The sequence below is a fragment of the Streptomyces sp. NPDC002057 genome (genome assembly GCF_040296665.1).
Classification (GTDB): domain Bacteria; phylum Actinomycetota; class Actinomycetes; order Streptomycetales; family Streptomycetaceae; genus Streptomyces.
The window spans coordinates 12170-34222 of sequence record NZ_JBEOXR010000016.1 but is presented as its reverse complement, the minus strand read 5'-3'; the positions used below and the strand labels follow the sequence as shown (position 1 = coordinate 34222).

Annotated in this window: 18 protein-coding genes; 7 read left to right on the top strand and 11 right to left on the bottom strand. The window is 73.2% G+C overall.

Annotated features, from left to right (window positions below; translation table 11 throughout):
• Window positions 1-29: 29 nt before the first annotated feature.
• Window positions 30-3086, bottom strand: a complete 3057-nt coding sequence (locus ABT129_RS15340) for an NACHT domain-containing protein (protein ID WP_351900949.1) — start codon at window positions 3084-3086, stop codon at window positions 30-32.
• A gap of 475 nt (window positions 3087-3561) precedes the next feature.
• On the opposite strand from ABT129_RS15340, the gene ABT129_RS15335 reads away from it, so the two are divergent.
• The gene (locus tag ABT129_RS15335) at window positions 3562-4266 is read left to right on the top strand and encodes a M23 family metallopeptidase (protein WP_351900947.1); all 705 of its coding nucleotides are present in this window, start codon (window positions 3562-3564) and stop codon (window positions 4264-4266) included.
• 128 nt (window positions 4267-4394) lie between these two features.
• Here ABT129_RS15335 and ABT129_RS15330 read toward each other — a convergent pair whose 3' ends face one another.
• Window positions 4395-4949, bottom strand: a complete 555-nt coding sequence (locus tag ABT129_RS15330) for a TetR/AcrR family transcriptional regulator (protein ID WP_351900945.1) — start codon at window positions 4947-4949, stop codon at window positions 4395-4397.
• A gap of 101 nt (window positions 4950-5050) precedes the next feature.
• Between ABT129_RS15330 and ABT129_RS15325 the strand changes: the two genes are divergently transcribed.
• Window positions 5051-6631 carry an MDR family MFS transporter gene (locus ABT129_RS15325; protein WP_351900943.1) on the top strand — a complete coding sequence of 527 codons (1581 nt, stop codon included), beginning with the start codon at window positions 5051-5053 and terminating at the stop codon, window positions 6629-6631.
• A 66-nt stretch (window positions 6632-6697) separates the two neighbouring features.
• Here the strand turns inward: ABT129_RS15325 and cseC are convergent, their stop codons facing one another.
• From cseC to ABT129_RS15295, 6 genes are all read right to left on the bottom strand, one after another.
• On the bottom strand, window positions 6698-8014 hold the full coding sequence (cseC, locus tag ABT129_RS15320) for a two-component system sensor histidine kinase CseC (protein ID WP_351900941.1): 1317 nt from the start codon (window positions 8012-8014) through the stop codon (window positions 6698-6700).
• 12 nt (window positions 8015-8026) lie between these two features.
• A complete protein-coding gene (gene cseB, locus ABT129_RS15315) occupies window positions 8027-8731 on the bottom strand; it encodes a two-component system response regulator CseB (RefSeq protein ID WP_351900939.1) in 705 nt (234 codons plus the stop codon).
• Between the two features lie 205 nt (window positions 8732-8936).
• The gene (locus ABT129_RS15310; RefSeq protein WP_351900937.1) at window positions 8937-9680 is read right to left on the bottom strand and encodes a hypothetical protein; all 744 of its coding nucleotides are present in this window, start codon (window positions 9678-9680) and stop codon (window positions 8937-8939) included.
• Window positions 9668-10240, bottom strand: a complete 573-nt coding sequence (locus ABT129_RS15305) for a SigE family RNA polymerase sigma factor (protein ID WP_351900935.1) — start codon at window positions 10238-10240, stop codon at window positions 9668-9670. Before ABT129_RS15305 ends, ABT129_RS15310 begins: the two co-directional genes overlap by 13 nt.
• 235 nt (window positions 10241-10475) lie before the next feature.
• Entirely contained in the window at window positions 10476-11402 is a 927-nt protein-coding gene (locus ABT129_RS15300; RefSeq protein ID WP_351900933.1) for an iron-sulfur binding domain-containing protein, read from the bottom strand.
• A 208-nt stretch (window positions 11403-11610) separates the two neighbouring features.
• Entirely contained in the window at window positions 11611-12282 is a 672-nt protein-coding gene (locus ABT129_RS15295; RefSeq protein ID WP_351900931.1) for a phosphatase PAP2 family protein, read from the bottom strand.
• A 248-nt stretch (window positions 12283-12530) separates the two neighbouring features.
• Between ABT129_RS15295 and ABT129_RS15290 the strand changes: the two genes are divergently transcribed.
• A complete protein-coding gene (locus tag ABT129_RS15290; protein ID WP_351900929.1) occupies window positions 12531-13382 on the top strand; it encodes a hypothetical protein in 852 nt (283 codons plus the stop codon).
• Between the two features lie 76 nt (window positions 13383-13458).
• On the opposite strand, the gene disA is transcribed toward ABT129_RS15290, so the two are convergent.
• On the bottom strand, window positions 13459-14517 hold the full coding sequence (gene disA / locus ABT129_RS15285; RefSeq protein ID WP_194480357.1) for a DNA integrity scanning diadenylate cyclase DisA: 1059 nt from the start codon (window positions 14515-14517) through the stop codon (window positions 13459-13461).
• Window positions 14518-14908: 391 nt separating this feature from the next.
• The gene (gene radA, locus ABT129_RS15280) at window positions 14909-16312 is read right to left on the bottom strand and encodes a DNA repair protein RadA (protein ID WP_351900927.1); all 1404 of its coding nucleotides are present in this window, start codon (window positions 16310-16312) and stop codon (window positions 14909-14911) included.
• A 172-nt stretch (window positions 16313-16484) separates the two neighbouring features.
• On the opposite strand from radA, the gene ABT129_RS15275 reads away from it, so the two are divergent.
• The gene (locus ABT129_RS15275) at window positions 16485-18275 is read left to right on the top strand and encodes a BACON domain-containing protein (protein WP_351900925.1); all 1791 of its coding nucleotides are present in this window, start codon (window positions 16485-16487) and stop codon (window positions 18273-18275) included.
• 63 nt (window positions 18276-18338) lie between these two features.
• Here the strand turns inward: ABT129_RS15275 and ABT129_RS15270 are convergent, their stop codons facing one another.
• The gene (locus ABT129_RS15270; protein ID WP_351901117.1) at window positions 18339-19124 is read right to left on the bottom strand and encodes a DUF3109 family protein; all 786 of its coding nucleotides are present in this window, start codon (window positions 19122-19124) and stop codon (window positions 18339-18341) included.
• A 224-nt stretch (window positions 19125-19348) separates the two neighbouring features.
• Here ABT129_RS15270 and ABT129_RS15265 point away from each other — a divergent pair, with 224 nt between their 5' ends.
• The 3 genes from ABT129_RS15265 (at window position 19349) to ABT129_RS15255 (ending at window position 21904) form a co-directional block, all read left to right on the top strand.
• A complete protein-coding gene (locus ABT129_RS15265; RefSeq protein ID WP_351900923.1) occupies window positions 19349-20281 on the top strand; it encodes a Ppx/GppA family phosphatase in 933 nt (310 codons plus the stop codon).
• A 178-nt stretch (window positions 20282-20459) separates the two neighbouring features.
• Window positions 20460-21296: a sugar phosphate isomerase/epimerase family protein gene (locus tag ABT129_RS15260; protein ID WP_351900921.1), complete on the top strand. Its 837-nt coding sequence runs from the start codon at window positions 20460-20462 to the stop codon at window positions 21294-21296.
• Complete coding sequence (locus tag ABT129_RS15255; protein WP_351900919.1) at window positions 21293-21904, top strand: TetR/AcrR family transcriptional regulator; 612 nt, start codon at window positions 21293-21295, stop codon at window positions 21902-21904. The genes ABT129_RS15260 and ABT129_RS15255 overlap by 4 nt, the downstream gene beginning before the upstream one ends.
• Window positions 21905-22053 lie beyond the last annotated feature (149 nt).

Sequence of the window (22053 nt, the reverse complement as noted above, 5' to 3'; positions counted from 1 at the left end):
CCTCGGTCCACGCCGGACCCGAGCCCGGTTCAGGACCGGATCTCGACCGTGGGCGCGAGGTTCTCGGCGCCGGTGAAGCGCCCGCCGATGCCCACGACGGAGCCGAGCCGTGTCAGGGACGCCAACGGCGTGAGGTCGTGGACCTGTCCCGTGAGGTCGCCCAGAAGCCTGAGCTGATCCAGGGCCGGGAAGGTCCGGGCGATGACGTCCAGAGGCACGGCCGTGCCGTCGCAGTGCACGTACAGTGCCTCCGTCTGCGGCAGGCGCAGCGACTCCGGGACACGGCCCACGGCCGCCGCGTCCCACACGAGGAACGCGAGCCGGTCCAGGGTGGCCAGCGCGTCCCAGTCCTGCTCCTCGGCCGACGACGTCCCGCCGTAGAACTCCAGCGCTCCGAGGTGGGTCAGACGGCGCAGGAAGGCGAGTCCCCCTTCGGGCCGGCCTCTCAGGATGAGGGTCTCCAGCTCGTTCTCGGGGGGCAGGAGATCCAGGAACCGGGCGAGGGACCCCGGGAGCTGGACGCTCCGCGCTCCACCGATCACGTCACGGAGCAGGGTCATGCCGCGGGCACCGAGCCCCGGACGCAGGTCGAGGCCCCGGGGCCGCAGCCCGAGGCGCACGATCTCGACGGCCTGCTCGCAGGACACCACGGTGAAGTCGAGAAGGCGGGGGTCGAGCCGGGCGATGATCTCCTCCGCGTAGCCGGTCGCCGGGAAGCGGGACCAGCCCCACATCAGCTGGGAGCGGACCTGGAGGTACGGGTGCCGGGTGAACCGGGCGAGGTAGGGGAGCGCGGCCTCGTCCGTGATGTGGGTCGCTGTGATCACCACGTCCAGGGCCGCGCCGTCGTCCAGATGCTCAGGGCCCGGCAGCAGGTCCAGGACCGCCCGCCCCACCGACGCCAGCTCCCGCGCCTCCTCCGCGCCGCGCGGCGGGATCACCTCCGCCGTCCGTGCCAGGATCCGCGCCCGGATCTCCGGTGCCACCTCCGTCGCGTGGTCGAGGGCCGTCGCCGCCACCACCAGGACGCGGAGCTGCGTACGGCGGTCCTCCGCCGCGTCCGCCGCCTTCAGGAGCTCCTCGAAGATCTCGGCGCACTCGCGCGGGCGCGCGTGCCCCACGGCCATGCGGATGACGTCCTCCCACTGGTCGTCGGCCGCGTGCCCGACCAGGACCCCGATGTCCCACCGGTCCACGAGGGCCTTCGCCGCCAGGTAGTCCTGGAAGGTGCGGTGGACGAAGTCGACGGTGTCCGCGGTCGGCTCGCGCAGCAGGCCGCTGCGGTGGAGCAGGTGCGTGAAGACCGCGCCCGCGTCGTACCCGGCCGCCTCCGTGATCGCCGGCACCGTCTCCCGTACGACCGACTCCGCGTGCGCGCGGTCCATCGTCGTGCGGCCGTTGAGCGTCAGCCAGTAGGCGAGGCGCTGGATCAGCTGGATCTGCGGGGCGTCGCCCAGCTCGATCCCGTACGGGGTCCCCATGTCCCGCTCGCGGTCCCGGCGCGAGAGCAGCATCGAGAGCGCCGCGTCGTACAGCGCCTTGCGGCCGCGCGGCAGGAACCCGCGCCGCCCGTGGTGGAGGGCGCAGATCAGGCCGCACATCAGCGGGTTCGTGGCGAGCTGGGCGACGTCCGGCGTCGTGCGCAGGGCGCGGAGGAGGGCCCGGCCGTAGGGCGCGGCCTCCGGCCCCGCCGCCCGGTGCCAGCGGCGGACGAAGGTGGCGACCTCGGTGGGGGACATCGGGGCGAGGGTCAGCTCGGCGAAGCCGTCCGGAGCGAGCCAGTCGTCGCGTACGGCGGTCGGGCGGGAGGTCACGAGCCAGCGGTTGCCCTCGTAGGAGTCGAGGAGGTCGCGGAGCCAGCGGCGCGCCCGGTCGCGCTCGGCCTCGGGGATCTCGTCGATGCCGTCGACGAGGACCAGGCCGCGCCCGGCGGCGAGGACCCGGTCGGCCCAGCCGTCGGGCGGGGTGAGCGGGCAGCCGGCGGCGGAGAGGAACCGGTCGGGGGTGGGGAGCCGCTCGCCGTGGCGGGTGAGGGCGCGCAGGGGGAGGACGAAGGGGACGCGGTCGTGGAGGTACGCCATGCCGTCGGCGGTCCTGTCGCCGCCGGTGGCGTCCTCGCGTGCGGCGGAGACCGCCAGCCACTGGACGAGGGTCGTCTTGCCGGAGCCGGCCGCTCCGCGCAGGAGCACCTTGTCGTGCCGGGCGAGGACCTGGTCGGCGCGGCCGTCGAGGAGGTCGCCCCGGTGGAGGGAGGTGGAGGTGGTGGCGTAGGCCTCGTGGTCGAAGTCCTCGGGGAGAGGGTCCGGCCGCGTCCCCAAGGCTGCTTCCAGCCGCGCCGGTGCGACCAGAGCGTCGGCCCGCTCCGGCCACGGTCCGCCCGTCGTCTCCAGCGACAGGTAGGCCACGTCCAGCGGCCACTTCTCCGGTGCGTCCCGGAGGTCCACCCCGTAGATGGTCAGGCGGCCGTGCTTCTTCGCGAGGTGCGCCAGGTAGCGCCGCTCGAACTCCGCGTCCCGGGTGTCCGGGCGCGGCACCCGGCGGAGGGCCTCGTCGACCTTCGCGATCAGCTCGGCCTGGCCCCGGGTCTGCTCGACCAGGCTGCGGGCCACGAAGGTGGAGCGGCGGGTGAAGAACTCCAGGATGTGGAGGCAGGCCCACTCCGTCATCGACTCCAGGTAGAGGAGGGAGTCGGACGCGAGGCCGTCGGGGGCGGGGGCCGCCGCGCGCAGGCCGCGGGCGAGGGCGGTGTGGCCGAGGCGGACCGCCTGGACGTCGTCCATGTCGAGGTCGCCGAGGGCGAGGAGGGTCCGCGCGAGGGTGTCGGTGACGGCCTCGGTCTCGTCGTGGGGGAAGGGGGCCTCTCCCCTCGGGTCGAGGGACCGCTCCACCAGCGCCGCCGCCAGCTTCCGTACGTCCTTCTCCGTCAGCGTGCGCTTCTCACCGCGGAAGGAGACGAGGGAGGAGAGGCGCACGGTGCCCGACGAGCCCGTGAGACCTGCCCCCGGACCCTCGCTGACCAGCAGTTTCTTCAAGAGTGGGCCGATCGCGGCGGAGGCGAGGCGCGTGCCGATGAGTGCCGGTTCCATGTGTGTCCCCCCGTGGGTCCCCGAAGCGGTCAGCGTAGTGCGGGACGGCCTTCCGGGGGGCTCGGTCGCGTGACCCAGATCCCATTGGCGGCCGGTGCCTGGTGACAAGGCGCACAGGGGTTTTGGGCGGTACTAGGCGGAATAGTGGCGACCTTTGGTGGTGAATCGGGACGTTCAGGCGCGAACCGTCGGGACTTTGGTCCCTGAGCCTCCCGAACCGGACGCCAGATGGCGTTTTACACGGTTCCGGCACCTCATGACATGCGGATAAACCGGTTCTCTTGTGTCGGTATGTCCGATTTCGAAGGAGGTCTCCGGGGCCGTCAAGGGCTGAACTTCTCCGGAGATCGCTACGACGTGATGTCGTAGATGGGGTGTTTTGGGCTGGCCGGGGGTCCGGGTTACCAAGGATGAGCAAGCCCGACGCAGAGCACCGTTCGCGTCGGGTCCCGTACTTCCCGGAGGTTTCCCCCGTATGTCGAAGCGCATGAACCCCGCCGCCCGTGTCACCGTCGTCGCTCTCGCCGCCGCCGGCCTGGGAGCGACGATGGTGACCGGAGCTGGGTCCGCCTTCGCCGCCGAGGGCAAGGCCGTCGCCGCCCCTGTCGCGGTGTCCGCGTCCGCCGCCGTCGCCGCGCAGGCCGACGCCCAGGCCCACGTCGCCGCTCAGGTGAAGGCCGCCGCCGCCAAGGCCACGGCCGCCAAGAAGGTCGCCGCGGTCAAGAAGGTCACCGTCAAGCCGGTCGCGGCCAAGAAGGCCCCGGCGTGGGTCAAGCCGGTCTCCGCCTACACGCTGTCCGCCAGCTACAACCAGGGCGGCGCCATGTGGGCCCACAAGCACTCCGGCCAGGACTTCGCCGTCCCGGTCGGCACCCCGGTCAAGGCCGCGGGTGCGGGCACCGTCGTGAAGGCCGGCCCGAACGGCGGCGGCGACGGCCCCGCGTACGGCAACGCGATCGTCGTCAAGCACGCCAACGGCACGTACTCGCAGTACGCCCACCTGTCGAAGATCAAGGCCAAGGTCGGCCAGAAGGTCATGGCCGGTCAGCAGATCGCCCTCTCGGGCAACACCGGCAACTCCTCCGGCCCCCACCTGCACTTCGAGATCCGTACGACCCCGAACTACGGCTCCGCCGTCAACCCGGCCGCCTTCCTGCGGTCCCACGGCGTCTCCATCTGAGCCGTGTGACCCCTTCCGGTCGGCACCGGCCGGGTGACCCGGTCAGGTCGACACCGGCCGTGCGACCCCTCCGGTCGGCACCGGCCGGGTGATCTCCACGGCCGGCACCAACTGCATACGACGCCGGATCAGGCCCCGTGGGCCTTGTCCAGCAGATCGAGGGCGACCTCGAGGGTGGCCCTGTGCTTCTCCTCGGGGTCGCCCTCGATGTTCTCCATGAAGAACGTGCCCGCGTGCAGGGTGAAGATCGCGCTGACGCAGCGGACCTTGTCCGCCATGGGGAAGTCCGGCTCCTGGATCAGGCCGGTCAGCGTGATCATGCGTTCCTTGAAGGTGAGGCCGACGCTGAGTTCGCGGACCGTGGCCTGGTTCTCCTGCATGAAGCGGAAGAGGGGGGCCGCCGCGCGCAGCGCCACCTGGTAGCGGCGCAGCACCTCCCGCCGGGTCTCCAGGGTGCGGGGCTGCTCCTGGGCCCAGGTGATCAGCTCGTCCATGGGCCGGGTCAGGTCCTCGAAGATCCCGATGAGGATGTCTTCCTTGGTCTTGAAGTGGTAGTAGAGCGCCGCCTTGGTGACGTCGAGGCGTTCCGCGATCTCGCGCAGGGAGGTCTTCTCGTAGCCCTGCTCGGCGAAGAGGTCGAGCGCCACGTCCTGGATGCGCTGGCGGGTGTTGCCTCGGGACATGACTGCCCTCCACTTTCCACAGAACTTACTTGACGACCGGCAAGTTACAGGTCTACCGTCCCCAGTGTAGTAACTAGCCGGGCGGCAAGTAAGGGAAGAAGATGGCGACGCAAGCGACAGAGAAGCCGGCACAGGGGGAATCGGAGCAGCAGCCACGCAGCGTCCGCGTCGTCCTCCTCGCCCTGATGATCGCGATGCTCCTCGCGATGCTGGACAACATGATCATCGGCACCGCGATGCCGACGATCGTCGGCGAGCTCGGCGGCCTGGAGCACCTCTCCTGGGTCGTCACCGCCTACACCCTGGCCACAGCCGCCTCCACCCCCCTCTGGGGCAAGTTCGGCGACATGTTCGGCCGCAAGGGCGTCTTCCTCACCTCGATCGTGATCTTCCTGATCGGCTCGGCCCTCAGCGGCATGGCCCAGGACATGGGCCAGCTCATCGGCTTCCGCGCCGTCCAGGGCCTCGGCGCCGGCGGCCTCATGGTCGGCGTGATGGCGATCATCGGCGACCTCATCCCGCCCCGCGAGCGCGGCAAGTACCAGGGCATGATGGCCGGCGTGATGGCCCTCGCCATGATCGGCGGCCCCCTCGTCGGCGGCACCATCACCGACCACTGGGGCTGGCGCTGGTCCTTCTACATCAACCTGCCGCTCGGCGCCGTCGCCCTCGCCATGGTCAGCACCGTCCTGCACCTGCCGAAGAAGCGGCGCGCCACGGGCACCCGCATCGACTTCCTCGGCGCCGCGCTCCTGACCGTCGGCATCACCGCGATCGTCCTCGTCACCACCTGGGGCGGTACGGAGTACGCCTGGGGCTCGGCCACCATCGTCGCCCTCGCGGTCGGCGGAACCCTCGCGCTCGCCGCCTTCCTGTGGGTGGAGACCCGCGCGAGCGACCCGATCGTGCCGCTGCACATCTTCCGCAGCCGCAACTTCACCCTGATGTCCCTGATCGGCTTCATCACCGGCTTCGTGATGTTCGGCGCGGTGCTCTACCTGCCGATCTTCCAGCAGTCCGTCCAGGGCGCCTCGGCGACCAACTCCGGTCTGCTGCTCCTGCCGATGCTGCTGTCGATGATGGTCGTCTCCCTGCTCGTCGGCCGCTTCACCACCAGCACCGGCAAGTACAAGGTCTTCCCGATCGCGGGCGGCGCCCTCATGACGGTCGGCCTCTTCCTGCTCTCCACGATGGACACCGGCACCTCGCGGCTGACCTCCGGGGTCTACATGGCCGTCCTCGGCGCGGGCATGGGCTTCCTGATGCAGATCACCATGCTGGTCGCGCAGAACAGCGTCGAGATGAAGGACATGGGCGTCGCCTCGTCCTCCACCACCCTCTTCCGGACGCTGGGCTCCTCCTTCGGCGTCGCGATCATGGGCGCGCTCTTCACGAGCCGCGTCCAGGACGAGATGACCGCGCGCGGCGGATCCGGGCTCACCGAGCGGACGGCGCAGCTCGACGCGGCGAGCCTGGCCAAGCTGCCGGCGACGCTCCGCGAGGCCTACCAGCACGCGGTGGCCTCGGGCACGCACGGCGCCTTCCTGCTCGCCGCCGCGGTCTCCGTCCTCGCCTTCCTCCTCGCCTGGCTGGTCAAGGAGGTGGCGCTCCGCGGCGCCGGACCGGAGACGGCCCCCAAGACGGGCGAGGACGGTACGGCGAAGGTCGCCGAGACGGTCTGACCTCATGTACGGGAGTGGGGCAGGTCCTGCGCACAGGACCTGCCCCACTCTCGTACCCGCACACCCCTACCCCGGCGGCCGCAGGATCGGGAAGCTCCCCGTGTTCGTCGGCGCGTGGTCCGGCAGCCACAGCACGGCGATGGCGCCGCCCACGCCGTTCGGGGCGCCCTCGGCGGCCACGTTCCGGAAGGTCAGCCGGGCGCCGAGGACCCTGGCCTGGCCGGCCGCGATCGTCAGGCCCAGGCCGTGGCCCTGACCCGCCCGGTCGCTCGTCCCGGTACGGAACCGGCTCGGGCCCTCCTTGAGGAGCGCCTCGGGGAAGCCGGGCCCGTGGTCGCGGACCCGGACGACCCGGCCCTCGACGGTGACCTCCACCGGCGGCTTGCCGTGCTTGGCGGCGTTCGCGAGGAGATTGCCGAGGACGCGTTCGAGGCGCCGGGGATCGGTGTTCACCCAGGAGTCGTGGACGACCCGGACGACCACCTCGGGGTCGAGGACCCGCACCCGCCGCTCCACGAACTCGCCGAGCGCGATCTCCTGGAGCTCCGCCCGCTCCGACGCGCTGTCCAGCCGGGCCACCTCCAGGACGTCCTCGACCAGCGTCCGCATGGCCTGCGCCCGGTCGCGGACGAGCTCGGTGGGACGCCCCGGCGGCAGCAGCTCGGCCGCCGTGAGCAGCCCGGTGACCGGGGTGCGGAGCTCGTGCGCGATGTCCGCGGTGACCCGCCGCTCGGCCTCGATCCGCTCGTTGAGGGCGTCGGTCAGGGCGTCGACCGCCCAGGCCAGGTCGTCGGTCTCGTCCCGTACGACCCCGCCGACGGCCTCCCTGACCCGCACGTCCGTGTTGCCCTGGGCGACCCGCCCGGCCGCGACGGCCGCCTTCCGCAGCCGCCGCGAGAGCTGGCCGCCGATGAGCACCCCGAGCGCGCAGCCGCCGAAGACCACCGAGACCGAGCCGATGACGAGGGCCCGGTCCAGATCGCTCATGATCGTCGCGCTGCGGTCGGCGAAGGGGATGTGCAGCGAGAGCACGTCGCCGTTGGCGAGCGGCACCGCCGCCCACACGTCGGGCGGCCCGCCGTGCCGGTGCTCCTGCACGTACGTACCGCGCCGCTTGTCCCGCATCAGCTGGTCGAGCTGGGCGGGCAGCGACGGGTCGTTGATCTTCGTGCCGAAGCGCGGTTCCTTGGGCTTCGCCGTCTCGTACATCCGCTGCGCGAAGAGGAGCCGCTCCATCTGCACCTCGCGCGCGTTGTCGAGCATCGAGATGCGGGCGGCGTTGTGCACGACCACGCTGAGGGTGACCGCGATCAGCGCGCCGACCGCCGCGATGGCGACGGCGATCTTCCAGCGGACCCCGGTACGGAGGGGGAGCAGCTTCATCCGGAACGTGCCCTAGTTCTTGAGCTTGTAGCCGAAGCCGCGGACCGTCTCGATCCTGTCCTGGCCGATCTTGGCGCGCAGCCGCTGCACATGGACGTCGACGACCCGGGTGTCGCCGCCCCAGCCGTAGTCCCAGACCCGCTCCAGGAGCTTGTCGCGGGAGAGCACCGTGCCCGGCGCGGAGGAGAACTCCAGGAGCAGCCGCATCTCGGTCGGGGTCAGCGCGACCGGCTCCCCGCCCCTGCGGACCTCCATGCCCTCGGTGTCGACCTCCAGGTCGCCGAAGACGAGGAGTCCGCCGCCGTCCGGCCCGTCCTCCCCGCGCTCGCCGGCGCCGGCACCGCCCGCGTGGCCGAAGCGGCGCAGCACGGCGCGGATACGGGCCATCAGCACGGCACCGTCGAAGGGCTTGGTGACGTAGTCGTCGGCCCCTGCCTCCAGGCCGAGGACGACGTCGATCGAGTCGGCGCGCGCCGACAGCATGATCACCGGAACCGTCGACTCGTCGCGGATGCGACGGCAGAGGCTGACCCCGTCCATGCCCGGCAGCATCACGTCGAGCAGGGCGATGTCCGGCCGCCGCTCCCGGAAGGCGTCGAGGCCGGAGAGGCCGTCGGGCATGGCCGTGACCCGGAAGCCGTCCCGCTCCAGGGCGAGCTGGGTGGCCTCACGGATGACGTCGTCGTCCTCGACGAAGAGGACATGGGTCTCGGCCATCGTGCGTGCCCTTCGGTTCTGTGCGCCGCTTCCGCGTTCGCGAGGTGTACGGCTGGTGATGTACGGCTCTGGGGGTCCGGCTCGTGGTGCCGGGCTCCGAGGTCCGGCGCGGGGTCCGGCTCCGGGGTCCGGTTCGCGGGGCTGTCGCGTCTCCGGGTCCGGCTCGTGCGATCCGGCTCCTGGGGTACGGCGCCCGGGGTGCGGCTCAGTTCGCGGGCGGCTCGCTGGGCGCGGGCTCCTGGACCTCGGCGCCGTCGACCCCGCCGTCGCCGACGGCCCGGCTGTAGTCGTTGTGCACCCAGTCGTGCTGGGTGAAGCGGTTCCCCGACCAGCGGTAGGTGATCACGTCCTCGCCCGAGGGGTACGCGACCGGGTCGCCCTTCGCGTACACCTGCTTGGTGACGACGAGCTCGCCGCGGTCGATCGTGGCGTAGACCGCCGGCTCCTCCGCCATGAACACGTTCTCGTAGCGGTCGCTCTGCCTGCGGTAGACGTACGTGCCGATGCCGACCGCGTCACCGCAGGTCATCACGTTGACGACGACGTCGGGCGAGGGCGCGTCGGTGAGGTTGCCGTAGGAGGCGTCCACCGGATAGGCGTCCGCGACGCACGGCTTCAGGTCCGTCTTGAGCCGCTCGCCGATCTTCGGGTCGGCCTTGAGCAGCGCGATCGGGTCCACCCGCTCGGCGGACCGCTTCTCCCCCTCGTCCGCGGGGGAGGGGGTGGGCGCCGCGGCGGCCACCTCGTGGGTGCCGGCCGCCCCCTCGTCACGGGACCCGGTGCCCCCCGTGGAGCAGGCGGCCATGGACAGCCCGACGGCGACGAGCCCGGCCGCCGCCGTGATGCTCGCCGCCTTCGCGGTACGACGATGACGCCCGGTCCCGTACCGGTCGCCGCCACCGCCTTCGTTCCGTCTGCCGCCTTCGGAGTCGCCGTCTAGGCCGCGCACCGCTCCCGCCCCCGTTCGTCGCCTCGTACGGTCGTCCGCCCTCCGGTCCGCCCGAGGGCACGGGCGTCGAGATCACGGCTCTCCAGCTCCTGGCGGAGCCGGGCGAGCGCGCGGTGGAGCGTCGACTTCACGGTACCCGTCGACATGCCGAGCGCCGTCGCCGTCTCCTCCGTGCTCATCTGTTCCCAGTGGCGCAGGACGACGACACTGCGCTGCTTCGGCGCGAGGACCTTCAGGACGTCCATGAGGAGGGCCCGGTCGGCGTGCTGCTCGGTCGGGTCGTCGACGCAGGCGTCGGGCAGCTGCTCGGTGGGCACCTCTTCGAGCTTGCGGGAGCGCCACCACTCGGTCCGGGTGTTGATCATGACCCGGCGGAGGTACGCGTCGGCGAGGGACTTGTCGGCGATGCCGTCCCAGCGGCCGAACGTCCGGGCCAGGGCGGTCTGGAGGAGGTCCTGGGCGTCGACGGGGTCGGCCACGAGACGACGTGCACTGCGCAGCAGCGCGTCCTGCCGCGTGCGTACGTACTCCTCGAAATCGAGCACCTCGCCATGCCTCATCCGAACCGCCTCCGAACCCCGTGACCTGCTTCGTTCCTCGTGTCGTCGATGACGCTACGGAGCGGTTGTCACGGGGTTGTGCGGGGCAGCCGTCGGTGGACGCACGGCTAGCCATCGGTTGTGTAACAGCGGAGGAAAGGGGGAAGGGGCGGCGGTGGCCACCCGCCGGCGGCCACCTGGCGTCCACGCGGGCGGGGGCGCCGCCCACCGTCCCGGACCCGGGAGGGCCGGTGACTCAGGACGTGGGAAGCCGGTAGTACCCGTCGTCCAGGGGCTCGACGAGGCCGTCCGCGACCAGGCCGTCCAGCGCCCTGGCCCGCTGCACCGGCTCGTCCCAGACCGTGTCCAGGACCGCCTGCGCCACCGGGTCCGCCGACTCCCGCAGCACGGCGAGGAGCCGCCCCCTGACCTGCCGGTCGGTTCCGGCGTACGTCTGGCCGCGCCGGGGCGGACCGTCGTGCGCCGGCTTCCCGGCGAGCAGCCAGGCGCACTGCCCCGAGATCGGGCAGCGCCCGCAGTCCTCGCTCTTCGCCGTGCACACCAGCGCGCCCAGCTCCATCGAGGCGGCGGCCCAGCGGGACGCCGTCGCCTCGTCCTCCGGCAGCAGCGCGCGGGCGAGCCGCCGCTCGGCGGCCGTGGTCGCGTTCGGCGGGTACTGCACGCCCGTCGCCGCCCGGGCGAAGACCCGGCGCACATTGGTGTCCAGGACCGCGTGCCGCTGCCCGTACGCGAACGAGGCCACCGCCGCCGCCGTGTACTCGCCGATGCCGGGCAGCGCGAGCAGCTGCCCGTGATCGCTCGGAACGTCGCCGCCGTGCCGCTCCTTTATGGCCACGGCCGCGGCGTGCAGCCGCAGGGCCCGGCGCGGATAGCCGAGCCGGCCCCAGGCGCGGACCGCCTCGCCCGAGGCGTCGGCGGCCAGGTCGGCCGGGCGGGGCCAGCGCGCGAGCCACTGCTCGTACACCGGCAGGACCCGGACGACGGGGGTCTGCTGGAGCATGAACTCGCTGACCATGACGCCCCACGCACCGGCCTCGGGGCGGCGCCAGGGCAGGTCGCGGGCGTGCCGGTCGAACCAGGCGAGGACGGGCCCGTGCAGCTCGGCTGGGGGCGTCGGGAGCGCGGGGGCGTCGGGGGTGAGGGCAGTGTCGATGGAAGTCATGGCACCTCCGATCCTGGCACGTCCACGGCGCGTTCCGTACGCGTGGTGGCACGGCGCCGGGGTGGGATCGATACGCGCCGTGGTGCGCGCGCCGGGGCGGCATCGGCTCGCGCCGTGGTGCGATACCGGACCGTGGCCCGAACGCGCCGCGTGGTGCGCGCCGGGGCGGCATCGGCGCGCACCGTCGTGCAAGGTGCCCGGAGCGGGGTCAGTACGCGCCGTGGCGTGCGCGCTGCGGCTCCTCGACGCGCCCCGCGGCGTGCGCCCGGGGACCGCGCCCCGCACACCACACCACGGCCGAGCTCCGGCTCGACCGGGCCGTCTCCACCAGAGCGCCCACCGGCCGGACCGCCGCCTTCATGACGAGGAGGGCGATCAGACCGCCGAGGACCACGCCGACGGTCACGTCGTGCGGGTAGTGCACGCCGACGAAGACCCGCGAGAACGCCATGAGCAGCGCCATCGGCACCGTCAGCCAGACCATCCCGCGCCAGGACAGCGCGAGCGCGATCGCGGCGGCCCCCGCGATCGCCGAGTGGTTGCTCGGGAAGGACCAGTCGCCGTGCGGCGGGCAGGTGACGAGCGAGGCGGGTGCCCCGACGACGGCACGGCACGGACGTTCCTCGTCGACCAGCGACTTGAAGCTCTCGCTCACCACGTACCCGAACGCGGTGGCGAGCGGGGCCAGCAGCGCGAGCGCCATCAACCGGCTCGAACCCTCGCGGGAACGCCACCAGCCGGCCAGGAACAGCGCGCCGAAGAGAAGCAGTCCGGCCTCGGTCCAGACCTCGGCGAGCCACTGGAACCAGTGGGGGGTGGAGTGGGCGAAGTCGGCTACGTCGAGATACAGCCGGTCGGAGAGGTCGAGGAGGGTGTTCATGGTGCACGACGCTAACCGGAATCCGGAGTGCTCCGCCCCGGGCCAACGGCCAGAGCGACCCCCGACGAAAGTGGGGGTCCCCGCGATTCGCTCCGGTTCCCACCGATTTCAGGTGAGGTCACGAGGGGCTCGGGGCGGGGGTCCGGGAAAAGTTCCCGGAAAGAGGGGATGTGATCATCGGCAAAACTTGATGCCTCGGGCGGCGGGTGGGGCGGGAGTTGGGCCGGATCTCTCGTAAGGTTCGGGTCGTGGGATCTTTGCGCAATCCGGTCGGGCCGCTTCCCTCCACCATCTACTGGCGACGGAGGGCGGTGGCGGCGTGCCTGGTGGCGCTTCTCGCACTCCTCGCCGTATGGGCCGTCACCTCGGGTGACGGGGGCGGGAAGAAGGCGAACGACGCGGCCAACGGCTCGTCCCCCACACCCCCGTCGATCACCCCGGGCCCCTCCGGCACCGGGCCGGCGATCAGCCAACAGCCCGGCGGGCGCGACGAGTCGGGCGACTCCGGCGAGGCCACGGGCGGCAGCGGCGGCTCGGGCGGCGGCGGTACGGACCCGGGCTCGGGCACCGACGCCGGCGCGGACGCGGGCGCGACCGCCGGCCCCGACGGCGGCGGCAAGAACGGCGACACCGACGGCGCGGGCGGCGACGGAGGCGCGGGCGCCGGTGCGGGACAGCAGGTTCCGGCCAATTCCCCGCTGCCGAACTGCCCCGCCGGAGCACTCCAGTTGACCCTCCGCAGCGTCAAGGTCAGCTACGAGACGGGCGAGAAGCCCCGCTTCCACCTCGTCGCCAGGAACACCTCGAACACCGCCTGCAAGGCCGACTTCGGGCCCCGCAGCGCGGTTCTGACGATCAGTGACAAGCAGGACGACGAGGTCTGGTCCTCCGCCGACTGCCCGCGCCCCGGCAACCCGGTCCTGCTGCACATCCCCGCGCGGGCCACCGTCACCCACACCGTGGAGTGGGACCGCGGGCGCAGCGCACCGCGGTGCGCCACCGCCCCGGCCGGTCAGGCCGGACCCGGCACCTACCTCGTGGAGGCGACGATGCCGGGCGCCAAGGTGCTCGCGGCCTCGTTCACGCTCGCCAAGGACTGACCCCGGAGCGGGTCCTAGGACCTGTCGTCACCTTCCCGTCTGCCCCGCGGCGACGACCGGAAGGTGACGACAGGCCCTAGACGTACCGCTCCAGGATCGAGGACTCCGCGAGCCGGGACAGGCCCTCGCGCACGCTGCGGGCACGGGCCTCGCCGACGCCGTCGACCGTCTGGAGATCGTCCACGCTGGCCGCGAGCAGCTTCTGCAGCCCGCCGAAGTGCTCCACGAGCCGCTCGATGATCGCGCCCGGCAGCCTCGGCACCTTCGCGAGCAGCCGGTAGCCGCGCGGCGAGACCGCCGAGTCGAGGGTCTCGGGCGAGCCGCTGTACCCCAGGGCGCGCGCCACGACCGGAAGTTCGAGCAGCTCCGTGTGGGTCAGCGCGTCCAGCTCCGTGAGCGCCTCCGCCACCGTCCGCGAGCGCTTGGCCGTCGGCTCCGGCACGTAGTCCCGGATCACCAGCTCGCGCTCCGGCTCCACGCCCGCGATCAGCTCGTCCAGCTGCAGCGAGAGCAGCCGCCCGTCCGTACCGAGCTCGACGACGTACTCGGCGATCTCGGTGGCGATCCGGCGGACCATCTCCAGACGCTGCGCGACGGCGGTGACGTCCCGGACCGTGACCAGGTCCTCGATCTCCAGGGCGGAGAGCGTGCCGGCCACCTCGTCGAGCCGGAGCTTGTACCGCTCCAGGGTCGCGAGCGCCTGGTTCGCGCGGGACAGGATCGTGCCCGACTCCTCCAGGACCCGTCGCTCGCCGTCCACGTACAGCGCGATCAGACGCATCGACTGGGAGACGGAGACGACCGGGAAGTTGCACTGCTTGGAGACCCGGTCCGCCGTGCGGTGGCGGGTGCCGGTCTCCTCGGTGGGGATGGAGGCGTCCGGAACCAGCTGCACGCCCGCACGGTGGATCTTGGTGATGTCCTTGTCGAGGACGAGCGCACCGTCGAGTTTGCACAGCTCACGCAGGCGCGTGGCGGCGAACTCGACGTCCAGCACGAAACCGCCGGTGCACATCGAGTCGACCGTCTTGTCCAGGCCCAGCACGATGAGACCGCCCGTGTTGCCGCGGAGGATCCGCTCCAGGCCGTCGCGCAGCGCGGTGCCGGGCGCGACGGCGCTCAGGGCGGCGCGCATCAGCGCTTCGTTGCCGGAGCCCGCGCCGGACTTTCCAGGACCTGCCGGCCCGTCCTTGGCTGCCACTGCACTCCTCCGGCTCGTACGGATGGGCGAGACCAGGGCAAAGTCTAGCGACACCACCCCGCCGCCCTCCGCCCCCGACCGATCCCGGGTGGTCCGAAAGGAGTCCCCGCCCCGACACGGGGCTAACCCTCCGCGTCTTTGCGAAGCGTACGGAGCGAACCGCCCGCCCGGCACGCAGGGCACGAACCCGGCCCCCCGAAGGTCGGGGAAGCACCCGGCCCCGCGAACCCGCGGCGCACCCTGCGGGCATCCACCCGCCGCGCGCCCCCCCGAGCCACGGAGCACCCGGCTGGCACCCACCGGCCGCCCCGGTCCGGGCCGCCGCCTACCCCTCCGGGTCCGCCGGGGCCTTCGCCCGGCGGCTGCGGGGCAGCACCCGCAGCGCGTCGCCCATGTCCGCGACCTCCGTCACCTTCATGCCCGCCGGAACCTTCCCCGGGTCCGAGGGGACCAGCGCGTGCGTGAAGCCCAGCCGGTGCGCCTCGGCGAGCCGGCGCTGGACGCCGGTCACCCGCCGGACCTCGCCCGCGAGCCCGACCTCGCCGATCGCCACCAGGTTCTTCGGCAGCGGGGTGTCACTCGCCGCCGAGGCGAGCGCGAGCGCGATCGCCAGGTCGGCGGCGGGCTCGGTGAGCCGCACACCGCCCACGGTCGCGCTGTAGATGTCCCGCTTGCCCAGCGCGCTGATCCGGCCGCGCTGCTCCAGGACCGCCAGCATCATCGAGACCCGGGAGGTCTCCAGACCGGAGACGGTCCGGCGCGGTGAGGGGATCTGGGAGTCCACGGTCAGCGACTGGACCTCGGCGACGAGCGGACGGCGGCCCTCCAGGGTGACCGTCAGACAGGTACCGGGCACAGCCACGTCACGCCGGGTCAGGAAGAGCCCGGACGGATCGGCCAGGCCCGTGATGCCCTCGTCGTGCAGCTCGAAGCAGCCGACCTCGTCGGTCGCCCCGTACCGGTTCTTCACGCCCCGGACCAGACGGAGCCGCGCGTGCCGGTCGCCCTCGAAGCTCAGGACGACGTCGACCAGGTGCTCCAGCAGCCGGGGACCGGCGATGGCCCCGTCCTTGGTGACGTGGCCGACGAGGAGCGTGGACATCCCCCGCTCCTTGGAGGCCCGGATGAGGGCGCCGGCGACCTCGCGGACCTGGGCCATGCCACCGGGCGCGCCGTCGATCTCGGGGGAGGCGACGGTCTGCACCGAGTCCATGATCAGCAGCGAGGGCTTCACGGCGTCGAGGTGCCCGAGGACGGCCGACAGGTCGGTCTCGGCCGCCAGGTACAGGTGGTCGCTGAGCGCGTTGATCCGGTCGGCGCGCAGCCGGACCTGGCTCGCGGACTCCTCTCCCGTGACGTAGAGCGTGCGGTGCTCGTCGCTCGCCGCCTTGGCCGCCACGTCGAGGAGGAGCGTGGACTTGCCGACGCCCGGCTCGCCCGCGAGCAGCACGACGGCTCCGGGCACCAGACCGCCGCCGAGGACCCGGTCCAGCTCGTCGACGCCGGTCGAGCGGGCGGTCGCCTGCCGGCCGTCGACCTGCCCGATGGGCACGGCTGCGGTGGACACCCGCCCCGCCGCCGTCGTGCGGACGGCGGGCGCGCCGTACTCCTCGACCGTCCCCCAGGCCTGGCACTCGGGGCAGCGGCCGAGCCACTTGGCCGTCTGCCAGCCGCACTCGGTGCAGCGGTAGGACGGCCTGTCCTTGGTCGATTTCGTACGGGCAGCCATGTCGCCCACCGTAGCGGCCCCCACCGACAACGGGCCCCGCGTCCCGGAAGGGTGACGGCGGACCCCCGGAACGCGGGCCTCCTGTCCCCTTTCGAGCGATACCTTCACCCGTAAGAATGAGAAGAACGCGACCGGTACGAAAAGTGCTCCCCGCGCTGCCTACGGTCGACCGGTGACGAGCAGCAGGCTGGAATCCCCCGCACGCACCACCGGCGCACACCGGGCGCACCCCGCCACGGACAACGGACCGCGCGCGCTCGGCCAGCGGCCCCCCGCACGCTACGAGGCCGCCCTCGACGGCCTCTTCACGTACTGCCTCTCCGTGCTCTGCGACCACGACACCGCCACCGCCGTCCTCGGCGACGTCCTGGCCGTCGCCGAGCGCCACCACGGCCGCCGCCCCTCCGACGAGGACGGCCGTACGGCCTGGCTGTACGCCCTCGCGCGCTGGGCGTGTCTGCGCAGCCTCGGCGAGCAGCGCGGCAGGCGCCAGGGCGCCCACACCGGGCGCCCCGCCGTCACCGCGCCCGCACCGCCCCGGGTCCCCGAGGAGACCGCCGAACGGCGCCGCGCCGAACTCGCCCTGCTCGCCTGGCCCGAGGCCGCCGGCACCACCCCCGAGCAGCGCGAGGCCCTGGAGCTGGCCGTACGGCACGGCCTCAGCCACCGTCAGGTCGCCGCCGTGCTCTCCCTCGACCCGCTCGCGGCCCGCGAGCTCCTCGCGACCGCCGGCTGCGAGGTCGAGCGCACCCGCGCCGCCCTCGCCGTCGTCGACACCGGCAGCTGCCCCACCGTCGCCCGCCTGACCGGCGACCACCAGGTGCTCCTCTCGGCCGCGCTGCGCGCCGAACTCGTCCGGCACGTCGACGACTGCCCCCGCTGCCGGAAGGCCGCCGAGCGCGTGGGCGCCACCGGCCCCTGGCCCGGCACCGGTTCCCTGCCCCAGGCCCGGCTGCCCCTCGTCGAGGCGCCCCGGGCCGCCGCGTACATGGCGATGCTGCACGTCCCGCGCGCGCGTGCCGGCGCCCCCCGCTTCTCGCCCACGGGCTTCCCCATGGACCCGAAGGACCACGTGGCCCGCCGTGACCGGATCCGGGCCCGCGCGGTGACGACCACCGTCGTCGCGGCCGTGGTCGCCGCGCCCGTTCTCGCCCTCTGGACCTCCTACCGGGGCACCCCGGTCGCCGACACCGAGGCCCGCGACGGGTCCCGGATCAGCGCGCGCGAGGCCGACGAACCGGTGGGCCCGGACGGCCGCCCCTACGACCGGTACGAGAACACGGGCAACGCCCGCACCACTCCGGAGCCCCGCTTCACCCGCGGCAGCCGCGCCCCCGACGTCTCCGTGGAGGTGCTCAGCCCCGGCGGTCCCACCGGCCCCACGGAACCCACCGCACCCGGCGAGCCCGTCCCCGGCTGGATCACGGTCGCCGCGCGCGGCCAGGGCGATCTGACCCTGCTCACGCTCACCGCCTCCGGCGGCACCCCCGTCGACTGGTCGCTGTGGACGGACGCGCCCTGGCTGTACGTGACCCGGGCCTCCGGCACGCTCCGCCCCGGCGAGACCGTCAGGATCGCCGTCCGCGTCGACCACGACCGCGAACCGCAGGGCGCGTGGAGCGCCCGGATCGGGGTGAACCCCTCGGGCGCCGTCGTACGGATCGACGGACGCGGGCAGGCGTCCCCGCCGCCCGTCGTCGACCCGATCACCCGCCCGCCGACGACGACCGAACCGACCACTCCGCCGACGTCCCCGCCGACCACGGAGCCGACGACTCCGCCGACGACCGAGGAGCCCCCGACGCCGACGGACCCGCCGACCACTCCGCCGACGTCCCCGCCGACCACGGAGCCGACGACTCCGCCGCCGACGACGGAGGAGCCCCCGACGACGGACCCGGGGACGCCGGAGCCCACCACGCCCCCGCCGACGACGGAGGAGCCGCCCCCGCCGTCCCCCTGAGGCGGATCGCGGTGGCCAGGGGTGCCGTGGCGGTCAGGCCGGGCTCGGCCGCCACGACACCCCCTAGACCTTCGGGTCGGCCGGGTGCGGGGCGACCAGCGGCAGCTGCGAGGAGAGCCGCGCCTCGCAGAGCCCCGCCAGGACCTCGTACGCCTCCTTGCCCATCATCTCGGTGAGCTCGGGCCGGTACGAGACGTAGACCGGCTCGCCCGCCCCGTGCGCCGAGGTGGCGGACGTGCACCACCAGTGCAGGTCGTGGCCGCCCGGACCCCAGCCCCGGCGGTCGTACTCGCCGATCGACACCTGGAGGACCCGGGTGTCGTCCGGCCGCTCGATCCAGTCGTACGTGCGCCGCACCGGCAGCTGCCAGCAGACGTCCGGCTTGGTCTCCAGCGGCTCCTTGCCCTCCCTCAGGGCCAGGATGTGCAGCGAGCAGCCCGCGCCGCCCGCGAAGCCGGGACGGTTCTGGAAGATGCAGGACCCCTGCCAGCGGCGGGTCTGCCGGTCGCCGTCCTCGTCGAGCTGCGTCCAGCCCGACTCCGTACCGACGTCGTGGAACTGCCACAGCTCCGGGGTGAGGCGTGCCACGTGCGTCGCGACCCGCTTCTCGTCGTCCTCGTCGGAGAAGTGCGCGCCCAGCGTGCAGCAGCCGTCGTCGGCCCGGCCCGCCTGGATGCCCTGGCAGCCGCTGCCGAAGACACACGTCCAGCGCGAGGTCAGCCAGGTCAGGTCGCAGCGGAAGACCTGCTCCTCGTCGGCCGGGTCGGGAAACTCGACCCACGCGCGCGCGAAGTCCAGGCCCTTCTCGTCCGGCTCCACGTTCCCGCTCCGCTTCTTGCCGCTCTTCACGGCCTTGTCCGCCTTGGCCGCCCCGGCGCCGCGGGCCGCCTTGCCCGCCTTACCGGATTTGCCGGTCCTGCCCGTCCCGTCGCCCGCACCGACCGCGTCGGCCGTCACGCCCGTCACACCCGTGTCGTCGCCACTGCCTTCGCCGCTGTTTTTGCCCGGCTTCGCCTTCTTCGTCTTTGGCACAACGCCAAGCGTATGCGGGTGGGCGCAGTAGCGTTCCGCCCATGAGACTCGGAGTCCTCGACGTCGGTTCGAACACGGTGCACTTCCTGGTGGTGGACGCCCACCCCGGGGCCCGGCCGCTGCCCGCCCACTCCCACAAGGCGGAGCTGCGGCTCGCCGAGCTCCTCGACGAGCGGGGCGCGATCGCGCCGCACGGCGTCGAGCGGCTCATCGCGACCGTCCGGGACGCGCTCCTCGCCGCCGAGGACAAGGGCTGCGAGGAGGTCCTGCCGTTCGCGACCTCCGCGGTCCGCGAGGCCAGCAACGCCGACGCCGTCCTCGCGCGCGTGAAGGACGAGACCGGGGTCGACCTCCAGGTCCTCACCGGCGAGGAGGAGGCCCGGCTCACCTTCCTCGCCGCCCGCCGCTGGTTCGGCTGGTCCGCGGGCAAGCTGCTCCTCCTCGACATCGGGGGCGGCTCCCTCGAAGTCGCCTACGGCATCGACGAGGACCCCGACACCGCGGTCTCCCTGCCGCTCGGCGCGGGCCGCCTGACCGCCGGCTGGCTGCCCGGCGACCCGGCCGACGCCGAGGACGTGAAGGCGCTCCGCCGTCATGTGCGCGCGCAGATCGCCCGTACGGTCGGCGAGTTCAGCCGCTCCGGCCGCCCCGACCACGTCGTGGCCACCTCCAAGACCTTCAAGCAGCTGGCGAGGATCACCGGCGCCCCCGGCTCGGGCGAGGGCCTCCACGTCCAGCGCCTCCTGACCCGCAAGTCCCTGGAGGAGTGGGTCCCGCGCCTCGCCGGGATGACCGCTCCCGAGCGCGCGGCCCTGCCGGGCGTCTCGGAGGGCCGCGCGGCGCAGCTCCTCGCGGGCGCGCTCGTCGCGGAGGGCGCGATGGACCTGCTGGGGGTGGAGGAGCTGGAGATCTGCCCCTGGGCCCTGCGCGAGGGCGTCATCCTGCGCCGCCTGGACCACCTGCCGGTGGAGTAGCGGGCACGTACGCGCGCGTGGCCGAGCCGCCCGGCCCGGCGCCCGCGCCCCGCCGCCGCCGGAGGGGCCGCTCCGCGCGCGTGGCCGAGGCGTTGCCCGCGCGTGCCTCCCCGCCCGCCCCGGCGGGCGTGACCGGAACCACCCCCCTGCCCAGCGGCACGCCCCGTACCCTGTCTCCGTGGCAGAACCAGTGGTGCGCGTCCCGGATGCGAAGGTCGCCCTGTCGACAGCCTCGGTCTATCCGGAGTCGACGGCGACGGCCTTCGAGATCGCCGCGCGCCTCGGGTACGACGGTGTCGAGGTCATGGTGTGGACCGATCCGGTCAGCCAGGACGTCGAGGCACTGCGCCGGCTCTCCGACTACCACCAGGTCCCGATCCTGGCCGTGCACGCCCCCTGCCTCCTCATCACCCAGCGCGTCTGGTCGACCGACCCGTGGGTCAAGCTCCAGCGCGCGCAGGCGGCGGCCGAGCGGCTCGGCGCGTCGACGGTCGTCGTGCACCCGCCGTTCCGCTGGCAGCGCCAGTACGCCAAGGACTTCGTCACCGGCATCTGGCGGATGGCGGACGAGACCGACGTGCGGTTCGCCGTCGAGAACATGTACCCGTGGCGGTACAAGGACCGCGAGATGCTCGCGTACGCCCCCGAGTGGGACGTCACCAAGGACGACTACCGGCACTTCACCGTCGACCTCTCGCACACCGCGACCGCCCGCACCGACGCCCTGGCGATGATCGACCGGATGGGCGACCGGCTCGGCCACGTCCACCTCGCCGACGGCAAGGGGTCCGCCAAGGACGAGCACCTCGTCCCGGGGCGCGGCACCCAGCCCTGCGCCGAACTCCTGGAGCGGCTCGCGCTCACCGGCTTCGACGGCCACGTCGTCATCGAGGTCAACACCCGCCGCGCGATGTCAGCCGCCGAACGCGAGGCCGACCTCGCGGAGGCCCTCGCCTTCACCCGGCTCCACCTCGCCTCGGCGGCCTCCCGCCCGTCCCGGGTGCCGCGACCGTGACCGAACCGGCCCCGCGCCGGCGCGGCCGCCCGTCCCGTACCGAGGAGGAGAGCGGACCGGGCGCGCGCGAACGCATCCTGGAGGCGGCCCGCGCCCAGTTCGCCGAGCGCGGCTACGACAAGACCTCGATGCGCGCCGTCGCCAAGGCGGCCGGGGTCGACCCGGCCCTGGTCCACCACTACTTCGGCACGAAGGACGAGGTCTTCGCGGCGGCGATCGAGGTCTCCTTCGAGCCCGCGACCGTCATCCCGGCGATCGTCGGCGGTCCGCGCGAGACCATCGGCGAACGGCTCGCCCGGTTCTTCATCGGGGTCTGGGAGAACCCGGTCAGCCGGGCCCCGCTCCTCGCGGTCGTCCGCTCCGCGCTCACCCACGAGGCGGCGGCCAAGGTGCTGCGGACCTTCGTGCTGCGGCGGCTCCTGGAGCGGATCGCGGACGAGCTCGACGTACCGGACCCGAAGTTCCGGGCGGAGCTGGCGGCCTCGCACATGATCGGGATCGCGATCATGCGGTACGTGATCCAGGTCGAGCCGATGGCCTCGGCTGACCCGGAGGAGATCGTGGCCATGGTGGCCCCGACCCTCCAGCGGTACCTGACGGAGGCCTGAGGCCCGCCGGACGGGTGTCGGCCGCAGGCCTGCCGGACAGCCCGGCAGCCGTCGGCCGCAGGTCTGCCGGACAGTCCGACGGCCGTCGGCCGAGGCCTGTGCCCCACCGGCCGGCCGCTGACCGAAAGCTGAACAGCGAGTCCGCCATG